The 16486-nt window shown below is 59.6% G+C and carries 16 protein-coding genes; 2 read left to right on the forward strand and 14 right to left on the reverse strand.

The window, feature by feature from the left end; genetic code table 11:
• Positions 1 to 107 precede the first annotated feature (107 nt).
• The 5 genes from ABWQ00_RS11110 to mltG all read right to left on the reverse strand — a co-directional run bounded on the left by ABWQ00_RS11110 (position 108) and on the right by mltG (position 4375).
• Entirely contained in the window at positions 108 to 821 is a 714-nt protein-coding gene (locus ABWQ00_RS11110) for an ankyrin repeat domain-containing protein (protein ID WP_353238741.1), read from the reverse strand.
• 9 nt (positions 822 to 830) lie between these two features.
• Complete coding sequence (locus tag ABWQ00_RS11115; RefSeq protein WP_353238742.1) at positions 831 to 1634, reverse strand: TatD family hydrolase; 804 nt, start codon at positions 1632 to 1634, stop codon at positions 831 to 833.
• Between the two features lie 3 nt (positions 1635 to 1637).
• Positions 1638 to 2642: a DNA polymerase III delta subunit-related protein gene (locus ABWQ00_RS11120; protein ID WP_353238743.1), complete on the reverse strand. Its 1005-nt coding sequence runs from the start codon at positions 2640 to 2642 to the stop codon at positions 1638 to 1640.
• Positions 2639 to 3280, reverse strand: a complete 642-nt coding sequence (gene tmk, locus ABWQ00_RS11125) for a dTMP kinase (RefSeq protein ID WP_353238744.1) — start codon at positions 3278 to 3280, stop codon at positions 2639 to 2641. The genes ABWQ00_RS11120 and tmk overlap by 4 nt, the downstream gene beginning before the upstream one ends.
• Positions 3281 to 3370: 90 nt before the next feature.
• Positions 3371 to 4375, reverse strand: coding sequence for an endolytic transglycosylase MltG (gene mltG, locus ABWQ00_RS11130; RefSeq protein ID WP_502908128.1), 1005 nt, complete (start codon positions 4373 to 4375; stop codon positions 3371 to 3373).
• Between the two features lie 152 nt (positions 4376 to 4527).
• Between mltG and ygfZ the strand changes: the two genes are divergently transcribed.
• Positions 4528 to 5487: a CAF17-like 4Fe-4S cluster assembly/insertion protein YgfZ gene (gene ygfZ / locus ABWQ00_RS11135; RefSeq protein WP_353238746.1), complete on the forward strand. Its 960-nt coding sequence runs from the start codon at positions 4528 to 4530 to the stop codon at positions 5485 to 5487.
• A 3-nt stretch (positions 5488 to 5490) separates the two neighbouring features.
• Here the strand turns inward: ygfZ and ABWQ00_RS11140 are convergent, their stop codons facing one another.
• Both ABWQ00_RS11140 and ABWQ00_RS11145 read right to left on the reverse strand, forming a co-directional pair.
• Positions 5491 to 6348 (reverse strand): YbgC/FadM family acyl-CoA thioesterase, encoded by an 858-nt coding sequence (locus ABWQ00_RS11140; protein ID WP_353238747.1) that lies wholly within the window; start codon positions 6346 to 6348, stop codon positions 5491 to 5493.
• A 4-nt stretch (positions 6349 to 6352) separates the two neighbouring features.
• Positions 6353 to 7315, reverse strand: a complete 963-nt coding sequence (locus tag ABWQ00_RS11145) for an alpha/beta hydrolase (RefSeq protein ID WP_353238748.1) — start codon at positions 7313 to 7315, stop codon at positions 6353 to 6355.
• Between the two features lie 184 nt (positions 7316 to 7499).
• Here ABWQ00_RS11145 and gbd point away from each other — a divergent pair, with 184 nt between their 5' ends.
• Entirely contained in the window at positions 7500 to 8636 is a 1137-nt protein-coding gene (gene gbd / locus ABWQ00_RS11150; RefSeq protein ID WP_353238749.1) for a 4-hydroxybutyrate dehydrogenase, read from the forward strand.
• Positions 8637 to 8684: 48 nt separating this feature from the next.
• Here the strand turns inward: gbd and trhO are convergent, their stop codons facing one another.
• From trhO to ABWQ00_RS11185, 7 genes are all read right to left on the reverse strand, one after another.
• A complete protein-coding gene (trhO, locus tag ABWQ00_RS11155; RefSeq protein WP_353238750.1) occupies positions 8685 to 9638 on the reverse strand; it encodes an oxygen-dependent tRNA uridine(34) hydroxylase TrhO in 954 nt (317 codons plus the stop codon).
• Between the two features lie 28 nt (positions 9639 to 9666).
• Positions 9667 to 9954, reverse strand: a complete 288-nt coding sequence (locus ABWQ00_RS11160) for a DUF1330 domain-containing protein (protein ID WP_353238751.1) — start codon at positions 9952 to 9954, stop codon at positions 9667 to 9669.
• Between the two features lie 9 nt (positions 9955 to 9963).
• Entirely contained in the window at positions 9964 to 11049 is a 1086-nt protein-coding gene (locus ABWQ00_RS11165) for a patatin-like phospholipase family protein (protein WP_353238752.1), read from the reverse strand.
• Positions 11050 to 11054: 5 nt separating this feature from the next.
• The gene (locus ABWQ00_RS11170; protein ID WP_353238753.1) at positions 11055 to 13430 is read right to left on the reverse strand and encodes a Tex family protein; all 2376 of its coding nucleotides are present in this window, start codon (positions 13428 to 13430) and stop codon (positions 11055 to 11057) included.
• A gap of 184 nt (positions 13431 to 13614) precedes the next feature.
• Positions 13615 to 14526, reverse strand: coding sequence for an SDR family oxidoreductase (locus ABWQ00_RS11175; RefSeq protein ID WP_353238754.1), 912 nt, complete (start codon positions 14524 to 14526; stop codon positions 13615 to 13617).
• Positions 14523 to 15458, reverse strand: a complete 936-nt coding sequence (locus ABWQ00_RS11180; RefSeq protein WP_353238755.1) for a glutathione S-transferase family protein — start codon at positions 15456 to 15458, stop codon at positions 14523 to 14525. The genes ABWQ00_RS11175 and ABWQ00_RS11180 overlap by 4 nt, the downstream gene beginning before the upstream one ends.
• Before the next feature lie 10 nt (positions 15459 to 15468).
• The gene (locus tag ABWQ00_RS11185) at positions 15469 to 16485 is read right to left on the reverse strand and encodes an NADP-dependent oxidoreductase (protein ID WP_353238756.1); all 1017 of its coding nucleotides are present in this window, start codon (positions 16483 to 16485) and stop codon (positions 15469 to 15471) included.
• Position 16486: the final 1 nt, after the last annotated feature.

The following is a 16486-nucleotide window of genomic DNA, read 5'->3' on the forward strand; positions in this document are numbered from 1 at the left end:
TCAAGTCAGTCTGTTGGTTTTGTTACATTTATAACTTTACATAATATGCATCGTAAGCATCATTAAAATTGACAAGGCAGGCAAGCTCAGTCCAGTCGAGGGCCTTGTCAACGAGACGAAGGCTGCTCTGTTGGACTTTGTTGCAAATGGAGATTGCGTTTTTGACGCTCAGCCAATCGAGACAAGCCAGTTTCGATCAACTCTCGGGCATTGTTTCGTTGTCCACGTACAGCAAAGTCAAGAGCTGTCATGCCCAATTGGTTCTTGAGATTCAAATCAGCGCCAGCCTGAATCAAGACTTTGACCGCTTCAGGACTGCCATACATTGCAGCCATCATCAAAGGCGTGGTGCCATTGGGAGATTCGGCATCAATGTAGGCGCTTTCATCGAGTAAAAACTCAATGATCGCAACGTGTCCTCCCGTCGCCGCGTAATGCAAAGGGGTCCAGCCGGGTTTGTTGACATCGGCGTCATTGGCCACCAATTTCTTGACCAAAGGTAAATATCCCCTCAGTGCAGCAAGCATGAGGGGACTTTCATCGTTGGCATTGCGTACCTCGGTACGCGTTTGGGGCCAACTGGCCAAAAGCTCCGCGACTTTCAGTGAGGGCTCTCGAACAGCCAGCATCAATGCTGGAACGCCCTCAGGGTTGACCGTGTTGGGATCAAAACCTCTTTGTAAAAGTGTTTGAACCGTGCGCACATTGTCGAACTGAACGGCTTTGAAAAATTCTTCATAGGAGCCAGAGAGAACTTTGAAATGGATAAGAAATAATCCAACAAAAACAAGGAGCTTTGAAACTTTATTAAAGTAATACATGATGAAGAATTAATGGGTTTTATCAAATAAAGATAAGAAATTACGGGTGGTCAAACGGCCAATGTCTTCCGCCGTCCCCCCTCTCAAACTGGCCAGCATCGTGGCCACATGCGGCACATACGATGGATTGTTGGTTTTACCTCGGAACGGCACAGGGGCCAAATAGGGGCTGTCGGTTTCGATCAACAGGCGATCGTCGGGTACAAATTTAGCCACTTCGCGCAAATCAGACGCCGTTTTGAAGGTCAAGATGCCCGAGAACGAGATGTAAAAACCCAAATCCAATGCCGCACGCGCGACCTGTTGGCTTTCGGTGAAGCAGTGAAAAACACCGCCCGCGCACCCTGCGCCGCCAGTTTCCCCCTCTTCTTTCAAAATGGCAATGGTGTCATCTGAAGCCTGACGGGTGTGGATCACCAGCGGAAGTTGGGTTTGCCTGCCAGCGCGGATGTGGGTGCGAAAACGCTCGCGTTGCCATTCCATGTCGGCCACGGTTCGCCCGCCTTTGCGCTCGTCCATTTGGTAGTAGTCCAATCCCGTCTCGCCAATGGCCACCACTTTGGCTCGGGCTGCGCCGTCCAGCAGATCCTGCAAGCTTGGTTCGCGCACGCCTTCGTTGTCCGGGTGCACACCCACGGTAGCCCACATGTTCTCGTTGGCCATGGCCAAGTTGTGCACCTCGTCAAACTTTTCCAGGGTCGTGCAAATGACCATGGCGCGTGTCACTTGGGCGGCCACCATGGCCTGCTGGATGCTGTCCAGCTGGCTCATCAGCTCGGGAAAATTCAAGTGGCAGTGGGAATCGGTGTACATGGCTCAGCCCTTGGACAGCAGCGTTTGTTGGGCATCAGCGGTCAGGGCTTCCAGCATCAAACCGGCATTGAAAGGGTGCTCGGCCGTGCGCGCCGATTGCATCAACCGCTTGAACCAATCGGTCAGCACCGCCACCGAAGCTTGGGTCGCGGGCAATTGGGTCACATCAAAAAAGCGCGGCACAACACCCGACTCTCGCAACACCAAATCGTGGCAAAGCTTTTGCAAGGCGTCGATGGCTTGCGCAGGGCTCAAATCGGACAAGTGGCGGGGATCGCCCTGTCTCATGGCTTTGGGCAAATCGGCCCACCAATCGGGCGACAAACCGGCTTCGGCCTGGCGCAGGACATCGGCGGGTCGGCCACCCGCACTGCGCAACAAGGGCTGAGCAACCGGGGCGGGAATGCCCTGACCGCTCAGCCAAGTCAAGGCCTCATCAGCCTCAGGCCACTTCATGGTGTGGGCCAAGCAGCGGCTGCGGATGGTGGGCAGCAGCATGTGGCTGGCTTCTGTCGCGAGCACAAAGCGCACATCGCCAGGCGGCTCTTCTAAGGTTTTGAGCAGCGCGTTGGCCGTGATGGTGTTCATGCGTTCGGCCGGAAACACCAGCACCGCCTTGCCCCGTCCACGGGCATCGGTGCGCTGTGAAAACTGCACCGCTTCGCGCATGGCTTCCACCCGAATCTCTTTGCTGGGCTTGCGGGTTTTCTTGTCGATCTCGTCCTGGGCTTTTTCAGACAAAGGCCAACCCAGCTCGATCATCACGGTCTCGGGCATCAACACAGCCAAATCTGCGTGCGTGTGCACCGCCACCGCATGACAGCTTGGGCAGTCGCCGCAAGCGCCTTGCGCAGTGGGCTTCTCACACAACCAAGCCGAAGCCACGGCCAGGGACAATTCGTACTGCCCCAAGCCCGACGGACCTTGCAGCAACCAAGCATGACCGCGTTGGGCCAGCAACTCGGTGGCTTGGCGTGCAATCCAGGGTGCATTCAAAACGGCGCTCATGGGGAAAGCTGTTTCAGCCAGTCGGAAACCACACGACCCACCTCAGCGCCCACGGCATCCAGGTTTTGGGCCGCGTCGATGCGTGCAAATCGCTCGGGCATTTCGGTCTGGCGTTTGGCATAGCCGGCGCGAACGGCGGCAAAAAAGTCGGCTGGCAGAGATTCAAATTTGTCGGGCATACGGGCCGAGACGAGGCGCTGCGCTGCGATGAGCGGGTCCAGATCGAACCACACGGTCAGCTCTGGCTGGCGAAAAGCCCCATTGGGCAAGGCCTGCACCATCCGCTCCAACTGGGCCAGCACCTGCCAGTCAAAACCGCGACCACCCCCTTGATAAGCAAAAGTGGCGTCGGTGAAGCGGTCGCACAACACCACATCATCACGGGCTAGAGCGGGTTCGATCACCTGCACCAGGTGCTCACGGCGCGCCGCGAACATCAACAGCGCTTCAGTCAGCGCGTCCATGGGTTCGTGAAGTACCAGTTCGCGCAGCTTTTCGGACAGCGGCGTGCCGCCTGGTTCGCGGGTCAGCACCACCGTCCTGCCCGCATGGCGAAACAGTTCGGCCACGCTGGCGATGTGCGTGGACTTGCCCGCGCCGTCGATGCCTTCAAAACTGATGAACAAACCGCGTGTCATGGTGTGCGTGAAAGACAAAACCCGATTGTCGCAGGTGTAGCCACCTGTAGGAGCGGACTCCGACCGCGATGAGCGCTTGCACAGCTGGGCCTACTTCTGCCCACGCTGATAACGGTTGACCGCACGGTTGTGCTCGTCGAGCGTAGCGCTGAAATGGCTGCTGCCATCGCCTTTAGCGACAAAGTAAATCGCAGAGGTTTTGGCAGGTTGCACCGACGCCAACAAAGCCGCTTTGCCGGGCATGGCAATCGGTGTGGGCGGCAAGCCGCCACGGGTGTAGGTGTTCCAGGGGGTGTCGGTCGTCAAGTGCACCCGGCGCAAGTCGCCGTCAAAAGCTTCACCCAAGCCATAAATCACCGTCGGGTCGGTTTGCAGGCGCATGCCGATGCGCAGCCGGTTGTTGAATACACCTGAAATCTGAGCGCGATCATGGGCCTTGCCGGTCTCCTTTTCGACAATGCTCGCCAAAATCAGCGCCTGTTCGGGCGACTGCAATGCTGCGCCGGGTTGCCGCGCATCCCAGGCGTGCTGCAGTTGTTTGTCCATGGCCTTCATGGCCCGCTGCAACACCGCCAAGTCACTGGCGCCCTTGGCGTACGAATAGGTATCTGGGTAAAAGCGCCCTTCCGGGGCCACGCCGGGGCGGCCAAGCTGCGACATCAAGGCCGCATCGTCCAGCGTCCGACTGTCGGGTTGGAGGTGGTCGGCCTTGGCCAAGGCCTGCCGCACTTGACGCCAGTTCCAGCCCTCCACAATCGTCACGGTGCGCAGGCTTTCTTCGCCCCGCACCAGCATGCTCAGCAAACGCTTGGGCGACGTGCCGGGGGCAATTTCATAGCTGCCTGCGCGCATCTGCCGCGATTGGCCCGACAGGCGAAACCACGCATAAAGCAAGGTGGGCGAAGTATCCACACCGGCATCGGCAACAGCCTGCGCGATGGCTTTGGCCGAGGTGCCAGGCTCAATCGACAAATCGACCGGGGTGGCCGCTGGTGCTCGGTGCGGCATGGGGCTTTGCACCCAAAAATAGGCTACAGCGGCCAACGCCAAGGCCAGCACGACCAAAATCACCAAGCCCTTGAACAAACCTTTGATCACCCGCAACCCTTGAAAAATGTCCGCACAGAGCCGATTGACTCTGGCGGCTGATCATAATTGAGGCTTTCCAGCCTTTGATCAGTGGCCCTATTTGGTCCCCATTGAATTCTGTCGACCCTGCCAGCGGGTCTCACCTCACACCTTTCGCCATGTCCACCTCATCCACCCCCTGCATTGACCACTTCGCTGCCCAGCTCCAGGGCATTGCCGCCCTGCCCCACCTGGGCGTGATCCAGGCCCAAGGCGAAGACGCGGCAAACTTTTTGCACAACCAACTGAGCAACGACGTGTTGCTCTTGCCCGTGGGCCAGTCCCGACTGGCGGCTTTTTGCTCGGCCAAGGGCCGCATGCAGGCCAGCTTTGTCGTCATCAAAACCGCGCCCGACACCGTTTTGTTGGTCATGAGCCTTGATTTGCTGGCCCAGACCCTCAAGCGCTTGTCCATGTTTGTACTGCGCGCCAAGGTCAAAATGACCGATGCCACGGGCCAATGGCAGCTGCGCGGCTTGTTGGGCGACAGCGCCCGGACTGTGATGGGCGATGCGTCTCCCTGGCAGACCACGACCCGGGATCAATCGCACGCTGTGTCGCTTTACCCTGCCGTGCTGGGCGACACCCAAGTGCCCCGCGCCCTGTGGCTCGGCCCGCCAGATCAAGCACTCCCTGCCGGGGCTGAGTTGTCCACCGACGTTTGGGCCTGGGCCGAGGTCATGAGCGGCGTGACGCTGGTGACCCAGCCACTGTTTGAAGCTTTTGTGCCGCAAATGCTCAACTACGAATCGGTCGGCGGCGTGAACTTCAAAAAAGGCTGCTACCCCGGGCAAGAAGTCGTGGCCCGCAGCCAGTTTCGCGGCACGCTCAAGCGCCGCACGGCCTTGGTGCACAGCCCTGTGGCCTTGACCGCCGGGCAAGACATTTTCACGCCCACAGACCCCGAACAGGCCTGCGCCACCGTGGTGTTTTGTGCGGCCAGGCCTGATGCTCAAGGCTTTGACGCGCTGGTCAGCGGCACGACCGAGAGTATGCAAACAGGCTGGCTGGCGGGCAGCGTGCAAGGCGAAGCGCTGGAACTGCTGCCGCTGCCCTACGAACTGCTGGCCGATGTTTGAATTTCAAAGTTTGCGCACCATCTCAATGTGCGCAATCCCCGCATCGTCAAAAACACCCCCTTGCGGCTCAAAGCCTGAGCGATTGTAAAAACCTTCGGCGTTGCATTGGGCGTGCAGGATCACCTCTTTGTCGCCCCGGTGCTGCGCAGCGTCCATCAAAGCATGCAGCACACGACGGCCCAAGTCGCTGCCGCGCATCTGCTTTTTGACCGCCATGCGGCCAATGCGGGACACACCCGGCGCGTGTTGAATCAATCGGCCTGTGGCCAAGCACAGGCCCATGCGGTTCAGCGCCACGGCGTGCAAGGCGGTGTCGTCTTCGTGGTCCAACTCCAATTCGACCGGCACTTTTTGTTCGTCCACAAACACCTCATGTCGCAGCGGGCTGGCGTGTTTTTGGAAGTCGTGCCACGAACCCACATGCACCTGCACCATGTCTTCGCCGCGCTCAAAGCCTTCGAGCAGGTCGCGCAAGGGGGGCGGGATGGGCTGGCTCTTTTTCGCCACCGGATCGGCGTACACATAAACCAGCTCGCTGGTGATCAGCAGTTCATCGCCCCGGAAAATCGCCCCTGCAAAGCTCATGGACGAGTTGCCGATGCGGTCACAGCGCATGCACACATCGAGAAAGTCGTCCATCTCGGCGCTGGCGTGGTACTCGACACTGGCCTTTTTGACGAAGAGGTCGCCGCCCAACTGGTGCATGGTCTCGGCATAGGGCATGGCAAGATTGCGCCAATAGTCGGTCACGGCGGTATCGAAGTACATCAGGTAGTGACCGTTGAACACGATCTTTTGCATGTCCACTTCGACCCAGCGCACGCGCATGCGGTGAGAAAAACGGAAGTCCTGGCGTTTCATGGGTTCAACTTTCAAAAGCGTGTTTCAAGGCCCGGCCCGCATCGGCATGCGCTTGCAAGGCATCGGGGATGGCACGGCCCATGGTGATGAAACCATGGACCACGCCTTTGTAAATTTCCAAATCGACCGCCACACCCGCCATGCGCAGCTTGTCGGCGTAATGCACGCCCTCGTCCACCAAGGGGTCGCATTCGGCCAAACCGATCCAAGCGCTGGCCAGACCCGCGTGATCGTGCGCGTTCATTGGGGCAAAGCGCCAGTCGTCGCGGTCGGCTTCGTCGATGTAATTGGCAAAAAACCAATCCACCGTCTGCTTGTCGAGCATGAAGCCAGCTGCAAACCTGTGGTGCGAAGCGGTGTCTTGCCGGGCGATGCAACCGGGGTAAAACAGCAGCTGCAGGCGCAGGGGCAGGCCCGCATCACGGGCCATCAGCGCGCAAACGGCGGCCAAGGTGCCGCCTGCACTGTCCCCGCCCACGGCCAATCGCTGGGTGTCCAGCCCCAGAGCCTTGCCGTGTAGCTGCAGCCCCTTCAGGGCATCCCAGCTGTCGTGCACCGCTCTTGGAAAACGGTGCTCTGGTGCCAGTCGGTAGTCCAGCGACACCACAGCGCAATGCCCGTGGCGCGAGAGTTGACGGCACAGCACATCGTGGGTTGTGAGGCTGCCCACGGTGAAACCGCCGCCGTGGATATAGAGCAGCACAGGCAAAGCGGCATCGCTTTGGGGCGCATACAAGCGGGCGGGCATGGCATGGCCATCTCGGGCTGGCAGGGTGATGTCTTCCACCCGGTACACCTTCGGGGCGGGCTGCAGGTCCAGCATCGGCCCGCCAATGTCGTAAAACTCGCGCGCCTGCCCAGGCGTCATGGAAGCCATGGGGGGGCGGCCTGCGCGCATTACCCGCTCAATCAGGCTGCGCGTGGCGGCGTTCAGCAAGGCGCTAGGATTGGTGTGGTGGCTGCTCATGGGTGTGGGTGAATGGGGGATTGTCGAGGCCAGCAGGTTTGGGAAAAACGGACCATCGCGAACAAGGGTGACAGCCCCGATGTGGCACCAGCGCCTTCCTGCATCAAAATGGGCTTTGATCGTACAACGCCCTGCCCCGCTGTTCTGTCACTTGCGAACCGGGGCCCCAGATTGGAGTTTTCGCATGTCTTTCATCAACTACGTCACCCAAATCCAGATCGACTTTGGCGCTGTCAAGCTGCTGCTGGCCGAGTGCGAGCGCGTAGGCATCCGCAAACCGCTGATCGTGACCGACGCGGGCGTCAAGGCCGCAGGCGTGTTGCAAAAAGCGCTCGACGCCCTGCCGGGCTTGCCCGTGACCGTGTTTGACCAAACCCCCTCCAACCCGACCGAGTCGGCTGTTCGCGCCGCAGCGGCCATGTACAAGGCCAGCGGCTGCGACGGCCTGATCGCGGTGGGCGGTGGCTCGGCCATCGACTGCGCCAAAGGCGTGGCGATTGCCGTGAGCCACGATGGCCCACTTAAAACCTATGCCACCATCGAAGGCGGCTCGCTCAAGATTACCGACCGGGTGGCCCCCATCATCGCCGTGCCTACCACCAGCGGCACTGGCAGCGAAGTGGCGCGCGGTGCGATTTTGATCCTGGATGACGGCCGCAAAGTGGGCTTTCACAGCTGGTTCATCGTGCCCAAAGCGGCCATTTGCGACCCCGAACTGACCTTCGGCCTGCCGCCCATCTTGACGGCTGCCACCGGCATGGACGCGGTGGCGCATTGCATGGAAACCTTCATGGCCGCGCCCTTCAACCCGCCTGCAGACGGCATCGCGCTCGACGGGCTGGCCCGAGGCTGGGCGCACATCGAACGCGCCACGGTCAATGGACAGGACCGCGAAGCGCGCCTGAACATGATGAGCGCCAGCATGCAAGGCGCCATGGCCTTCCAAAAGGGCTTGGGCTGCGTGCACTCGCTCAGCCACAGCCTGGGCGGCGTCAACCCTCGCCTGCACCACGGCACCTTGAACGCCATGTTTTTACCCGCTGTGGTGACGTTCAATGCCGCGGCCGAAACCGTTCAAAAAGACAATCGTCTGAACCGCATGGCCCAAGCCATGGGCCTGCAAAGCGGCTCGGACATCCCCGACGCCATCCGGGACATGTGTGCCCGCTTAGGGCTCCCAACAGGCTTGGGCGCGATGGGCGTGACCGAAAGCCTGTTTGACGCCGTCATCTCCGGGGCCTTGGCCGATCACTGTCACAAGACCAACCCGCGCATTGCGTCGGCAGACGAATACCGGGACATGCTGCTGACGAGTTTGTGAGCTTGGTGAGCTCACACCCTGATGGTTCGGGTCGGCACGATCCCAGCGTCATAAAGCCTCGTGCTTGGGCATCTTGGCGCCCACATGGACATCACCACGGGCCTCGGCCAATTCCACCTGACGCTGGCGTTCGGCCATTTTTTCTTTTTGCTCGGGCGTGCGCTGGTCGTGGCAGTGGTCGCAGCTCACGCCTTTCACATAGTTAGGTGATTGCTTGTCCTGCTCGCTCAGGGGCCAGCGGCAAGAGCGACACAGTTCGTGGCTGCCGAGCGCCAGGCCATGGACCACGCTCACGCGCTCATCAAACACAAAGCACTCGCCCTCCCAGGCGCTCTGCTCGGGCGGGATCTCTTCCAGGTATTTGAGGATGCCGCCTTCGAGGTGGTACACCTCGTCAAAACCACGCATTTTCAGGAGCGCGGTAGATTTTTCGCAGCGAATGCCACCCGTGCAAAACATGGCCACCTTGGGTTTTTTAGCGGCTTCACCTTGCAGGTTTTCTTGCGCGTCCAGCCAGGCGGGCAGCTGCACAAAATTCTTGATGTTCGGATTGATCGCGCCCTTGAAGCTGCCAATGGCCACCTCGTAGTCGTTGCGTGTGTCGATCACCACCACCTCCGGCTCGGCCAACAAGGCATTCCAATCGGCGGGTTTGACGTATTGGCCCACGGTTTTGTTCGGGTCCAACTTGGGTACACGCAGGGTGACGATTTCTTTTTTGAGCTTGACCTTCATGCGGGTGAACGGCGGCTTGGGGCTCCAGGACTCTTTGTGCGGCAAGCTGGCCAGGCGTGGATCGGCACGCAAAAAAGCCAACACGGCGCGGATACCTGCTTCAGGCCCGGCAATCGTGCCATTGATGCCTTCGTGCGCCAAGAGCAAGGTGCCCTTCACATCATTGGATTCACAACAAGCCTGCAAAGGCGCTTGCAGGTCAGCAAAGTCGGGCAGATCAACGAATTTGTAAAGTGCCGCGGTGAGGAATGGGGTATCGGTCAACATGCCGTGATTATCTGGTTTGCCATCAGGCTTATGCCTCATAAGTGGTCAAAACCACATCGGCAGCTTCTTGGCGCAAAGGGATCAGGGCTTGGTAGGCTGGGGATGCATGCCAGCCCTGCGCATCGCACAAAGAAGGGAAACGGATCACCACGATGTCAGGGTGCGGGTTCACGCCCGAAAACGATTGAACCTGTTCACCCCGAAACACGAGCTCCCCGCCAAAAGGGAGCAATGTCCCCAAGACCTGCGATCGATATTGGGCCCATTTTTCGGGATTCTTCACGGTCATTTGACCGACGACATAGGCTTGAGACATGCGCAATCCTTACAAAGGCTGAACCATGGAAAAGTTGGGGTTTTGCAACCAGTGGCTGAACTCATCCGCCAACTGCTGGCTGGCACGGGCTGCCGTGTTCCACACCTTGACCCGCCCCGCCAAATCGCGGTCGTAGGTCATAAAGTCGTTGCGGTCGGGCAATTTGCCATTCGGCAGGGTTTTGACCCACTCGGTGTTGGGGGCCAAAACGATGGTGTGGTCCAGAAAAGGCGTTGCGCCGTGCCGCCACTTGAGCGCTTTGTCGAGCCAACCCGGCACCACACTTTTCTGAAAATGCGGGTACAGCACGATGGCACGCTCTGGACCTTTCACTGGTCCATTCCAGTTCAGGTGCAAGTGGTAATCGGTGATGCCGCCGTCCCAATAGGCGCCTGCGGGTGCACCGGGAATGTCGTGCACGGCTTTCAAGGCAAATGGAATGGAGCAACTGGCTTGCAGGGCGGGCATGAAGTTGCCTTCTGTCAGGCCCACGGCGCGGGTGCGAAAGTCATGCACATCAAAAGGCAGCGGAGCGCCCTGCCCTGAAAACACCACCCGCTCCAACCAGCGGCCGAGCGCCTGGCGGTGCACAGCGTTGCTCAAAAATGCCCCCGCATAACCCAGTGGCGTGCCCAGCGGGTGTTCGCGGTGCAGGATGTGCCGCCCGCGCGAAGTGACGATGTGCAGGCGGTAACGGGGGTGCGACAACAACTCTGAGATGCGGCCGCCATAAAAGGCTTGCAGACTGTGGCCAAAGGCCTCGCTCACCTGCGCTGCGGTGACCCGTTTTTGACCCGGCAGCACTTCGTAATGTTGGTGAATGTAATCGTGCTCCAAGCGTTCAAAGGCTGGCACCGGGTCGTTCAAACAGGCGGTGGCCATGCGCCAAGCCCCAATGGAGGCCCCCACCAAATCGACCGACTGACTGCTTTGGGACAGCCACTCACCAAAGATGAACCGGTCCAAGGGCCCAAGGATCAGCCCCTTGGGTCCGCCTGCAGCACCCGGGATGACACCGATGTGTTCTGGCCGCAGACCGTGTTCACGGATATGGGCCAGGGCCTTGGGGCCAGCGTGGATATGGAGGGCTTGCATGGGTTTTACTTCTTGAGGCCCTGCAGCTTGGCAAAAGCGCTGGCCATGGCGGAGCCCGAACCTGATGCGGGGGGAGATGTGTAACCGCCACCACCGCCACGTTGTCTGTTGTCCCGACCTGCCCCTTCAAACTTGTTGTCTCTGGGGCCATCGCGGCGGGTGGGGGCTGCGTCGAGCTTCATGGTCAGGCTGATGCGCTTTCGGGCCACATCAACTTCGAGTACCTTTACTTTGACGATGTCACCGGTCTTGACCACTTCGCGGGCGTCGGTCACAAACTTGTTGGCCAACTGGCTCACATGCACCAAGCCGTCTTGGTGTACGCCCAAATCGACAAAAGCACCAAACTGGGCCACGTTGCTCACGGTGCCCTCCAGGGTCATGCCTTCTTTCAGGTCTTTGATGTCTTCCACACCGTCGGTCAAACGTGCGACCTTGAAGTCGGGGCGCGGGTCGCGGCCGGGTTTTTCCAGCTCGCCCAGGATGTCCTTGATGGTGATGGCGCCGAACTTGTCGTTGGCAAACAGCTCTGGCTTGAGAGTTTTCAAAACTTCAGAACGGCCCATGATCTCTTGAATGGGCTTGGCGGTTTTGACAATGATCTGCTCGACCACCGCGTAGGTTTCGGGATGAACGCCGGTCATGTCCAGCGGGTTGTCGCCACCGCGAATGCGCAAAAAACCCGCACTTTGCTCGAAGGTCTTGGCGCCCAGGCCTGTCACTTTGAGCAAGTCCTGACGGTTCTTGAACACGCCATGGGCATCGCGCCAGCGCACGACCGACTTGGCCACGCTGGCCGACAAACCCGACACGCGGGTGAGCAAGGGGACACTGGCGGTGTTCAGATCCACGCCCACCGAGTTCACGCAGTCTTCCACCACCGCGTCCAAGGTTTTGGCCAACTCGCTTTGGTTCACGTCGTGCTGGTACTGGCCCACGCCGATGGCTTTGGGGTCGATCTTGACCAACTCCGACAAGGGGTCTTGCAGACGGCGTGCAATCGAGGCTGCTCCGCGCAGACTCACGTCCACATCCGGCATTTCTTGGGAAGCGAATTCGCTGGCGCTGTAAACCGATGCGCCCGCTTCGCTGACCACCATTTTCTGGATCTCCACACTTTCCCGAATGCCCTCTTGCAGGCGGGCCAGTTGCTTGATCAGATCACCGACCAGTTTGTCGGTTTCCCGACTGGCGGTGCCGTTCCCAATCGCGATCAGGTTGACCTTGTGTTTCTCGCACAGCTTGGCCAAGGTGAGCAGAGAGCCCTCCCAATCCTTGCGAGGCTCGTGTGGGTACACCGTGGCGGTGTCCACCAGTTTGCCTGTGGCGTCCACCACGGCCACTTTCACGCCCGTGCGAATGCCCGGGTCCAGGCCCATGACCACGCGGGGGCCAGCGGGCGCTGCCAGCAGCAGATCGCGCAGGTTGTCACTGAACACTTTGATGGCGACTTTTTCGGCTTCCTCACGCAAGCGAGTGAACAGGTCTCGCTCAGTCGACAGGCTCAGTTTCACGCGCCACGTCCAGGCCACGCATTTGCGGATCAGGTCGTCCGATGGGCGGGCCGCATGGCTCCAGCCCAGGTGCATGGCGATCTTGCCTTCTGCCAGGCTGGGCTTGCCCGGCTCGGGTTCGACAGGCAGCACCAGTTTGACGTCCAGCATTTCCAGCGCTCGACCTCGAAAGACGGCCAGCGCACGGTGGCTGGGCACTCGGCCCATCGGTTCGTCATAGTCAAAGTAATCGCGAAATTTGGCCACATCGGCGTTGTTCTCATCCTTGCCCTCGGCCAGTTTGCTTTTGAAGAGGCCTTCGTTCCACAGCCATTCGCGCAGGGCTTGCACCAGCGAGGCATCTTCTGCCCAGCGCTCGCTGAGCAAATCACGCACACCGTCAAGCACGGCGGCTGTGGTGGTGAAATCAGCACCTTCAATGGCACCTGCAGCGAGCACAAAAGCTTGCGCTTGGGCATGTGGGTCGAGTTGGGGGTTCGCCCACAAACTGTCTGCCAATGGCTCCAGCCCGGCTTCGCGGGCGATCATGCCTTTGGTGCGGCGTTTGGGCTTGTAGGGCAGATACAAGTCTTCCAGCGCTTGTTTGGAGGGTGCAGCCTCGATGGCGGCCAACAACTCGGGCGTCATCATGCCTTGTTCGGTGACGCTCTTGAGGACCGCTGATCGGCGGTCTTCGAGTTCGCGCAAATAGCCCAGTCGGGCCTCCAACTCTCTCAGCTGAATGTCGTCCAGCCCACCCGTCACTTCTTTGCGGTATCGGGCAATGAAGGGGACGGTCGCCCCGCCATCGAGCAATTCAACGGCGGTCTTGACCTGATCGAGGCGGATATGGATTTCAGTGGCCAGCTGGACCAAGATTTTGGACATCGGGAGGAACTTCTTTCACGCAAGCTGGGAAGTTTGCCACAAGGCCAGGGTTTATTTGGCCAGAAAAGCCCCCTCATTAATTCACTCGTATGTATTAATCGGTGCGCAGGTCCTCTGCCAAGTGCTGAAGTCAGACACTGCTACGAGGGGCAGTTCCACCGTTGACACCTCTAAGCTCTGCATGTCAAGCCTTGGCCTCGCGCAAGGCCTTGCGAAGACCTTCACCCACTTCAGGACGTGCCGCAAAAGGGTCTGGCGGGTTGATGCCCTGCACAATCGCTTCCATGCGGCTTTGTACATTGCCCAGTGCCTGTGGGTGGCTGTAAATGTAGAACTGGTCGCTGGCAACCGCATCAAACACCTTTTGCGCCACATCCGCGGCAGACACCTTGCCACTGCCCACCGCTTTGTCGCTTTGCGCTTGGCCAATCAACTGGCTGGCGGTCGGCTTGTCTGCAGCCAGCTCTGCGGGGCGGTTGCGGTGGCTTTGACTGATGCCCGTGGGAACAAAGTAAGGGCACAGCACGCTCGCTCCGATTTGGTCTGACACCAGATGCAAATCCTGGTAAAGGGTCTCGGTCAGTGACACCACAGCGTGTTTGCTGACGTTGTAAATACCCATATTGGGCGGTGTGAGCAAACCGGCCATGCTGGCCGTGTTGACAATGTGCCCCTGGTAATGGGGGTCGGACTTGGCGGCCTCGAGCATCATGGGGGTGAACAGTCGCACGCCATGCACCACCCCCCACAGGTTGACGCCCAACACCCATTCCCAATCGGCCACCGAGTTTTCCCAAACCAAGCCCCCCGCCCCAACGCCCGCGTTGTTGAAGACGAGATGCGGTGCGCCAAAACGCGCTTGGACATCGGCAGCCAATTGCGCCATGGCCTGGGCATTCGACACATCGACTTTGCGGGCCAACACCTGCACGCCTTGCGCGGTCATTTCAGCTGCGGCTTTGTCGAGTGCATCTGCTTGTACGTCGACCAGCACCAGGTTCATGCCCAATTTTGCGCCGATGCGTGCGCACTCTAGGCCGAAGCCTGAACCTGCACCGGTCAGCACAGCGGTTTTGCCTTGGAAATGGTTGATCATGGGGAAACCTTTTTCAATGTGAACCCGACACGCGGGAAATGGACATGGACGGTGCCCGAACGGTCACCCGTGCGGCGCAAGGTGTAACGGGTGCGTGTGGCCGACACCAACTCGCCTGGGGTCGGCTCGAGGCCAAAATTGTCCGCAGCAATCAGGACCTGGCTGCCCAGCGCGATGCCGTGCTCGTCCTGGAAGACCTCGCCTTGCAGTGAGGCAGGCCTTGAATTGCGGGCCAACTGCAAGGCTTCATCGGCGCTGCATTTGGAGGACTTGCCATGGCCGATAGCCTTGATGCGGGTCATCCAGGTTTTGACTTCGGGTGTGGCGTCCAGAATGCCAGCCAAAGCAGGCGTTCGATCAAGAGTGAACCACAAGGGGTGATAAGTCGCAAAGTCGGCCAGGCAGGGCTGATGGCCCAACAAAAAGTCTTGCCCTTGCAACATGTTGGCGATGCGGCGCAAGTAACTTTTGTAGGTGGCCGCAGCGTCGGTGGACGCCATGCGGGCGGCACCACTGCGCATGGCGGTGCGGTCGGCCACAAAGGCCTGCACGGCTTCAGCGGGTGCGCCCGCAAAGACTTGCGCCACGCCCACAGGCTGGAAGTTGTAGGCCATTGAGGCCGTGAACAAGGCGCTGTCGGCCCACTGCGCCACAATGCGAGCGGCACCCTCAAGCGCTTCGGGGTAGAGCGTAGGTGCAGGTTTAAGTTGCTCCAGAACATCCCCAATCAGCGAGGTGTCACAGTAAATGTCTGCACCGATCTGCAACACTGGCGTTTTGCGGTAACCGCCCGTCAGCGCCGTCAGCTCAGGCTTGGGCATGACCATTGGAATGAACACGCTCTTCCAGTCCAGTTGCTTGTGGCCCAGAATCAAGCGGACCTTTTCTGCAAAAGGCGAGGTCGGGTAGTGGTGCAGGATCAAATCGGACATATGGCCAGACTCAGACCAGCTTGACCAGTTGCTTGCCGAAGTTCTTGCCTTTAAGCAGTCCCAAGAAAGCCTCAGGCGCAGCGGCCAAGCCTTGCGCCACGGATTCACGGGGGCGCAGCTTGCCGGTGCCCACCAGTGTGCCCAGTTCTTGCAGTGCCTCGGGCCAAACTTCCATGTGCTCGCTGACGATGAAGCCTTCGATCTTCATGCGGTTGACCAAAATCAGGGCCGGGTTGGCCATGGGCAGTGGCGCACCATCGTAGCCGGCGATCATGCCGCACACGGCGATGCGTGCGAACGCGTTGGTGCGCAACATCACCGCGTCCAGCACCATGCCACCTACGTTTTCAAAGTGGCCGTCAATGCCGTTTGGGCAGGCATCGCGCAGTGCCTTGGACAGGCTGATGTAGTCTTTGTACTCTTTGTAATCGATGCAGGCATCAAACCCCAACTCCTTGACCACGTAGTCGCACTTGTCTTTGCCGCCAGCGATGCCCACCACACGGCAACCACGCGCTTTGGCCAATGCGCCATAGGCGCTGCCGACAGCGCCGCTGGCAGCGCTCACCGTGACGGTTTCGCCTGCTTTGGGCGCAATGATCTTGACCAAACCGTACCAAGCGGTCACACCGGGCATGCCCACAGCACCCAGGTAATGCGACAAGGGCACATGGGTTGTGTCCACTTTGCGCAGTGCGCCCAGCACCGTGGCATCCACCACGCTGAACTCTTGCCAGCCACCCATGCCCACCACGGTGTCACCCGCCTTGAATTTGGGGTGGCGGCTGTCCACCACCTCGCCAACAGTGCCGCCAATCATGACCTCGCCCAAAGCTTGGGGTTGGGCGTAGCTTTTGGTCTCATTCATGCGACCACGCATGTACGGGTCCAAGCTCAGGTAATGGTGGCATACCAACACTTCACCGTCTTTGATCTCTGGCATAGGCACCTCGATCATTTTGAAGTTTTGGACAGAGGCTTCGCCTTGAGGGCGATTATCAAGGACGATGCGGTGGTTCAATGGCATG

It is taken from the genome of Limnohabitans sp., from assembly GCF_040400975.1.
Classification (GTDB): domain Bacteria; phylum Pseudomonadota; class Gammaproteobacteria; order Burkholderiales; family Burkholderiaceae_C; genus Limnohabitans_A.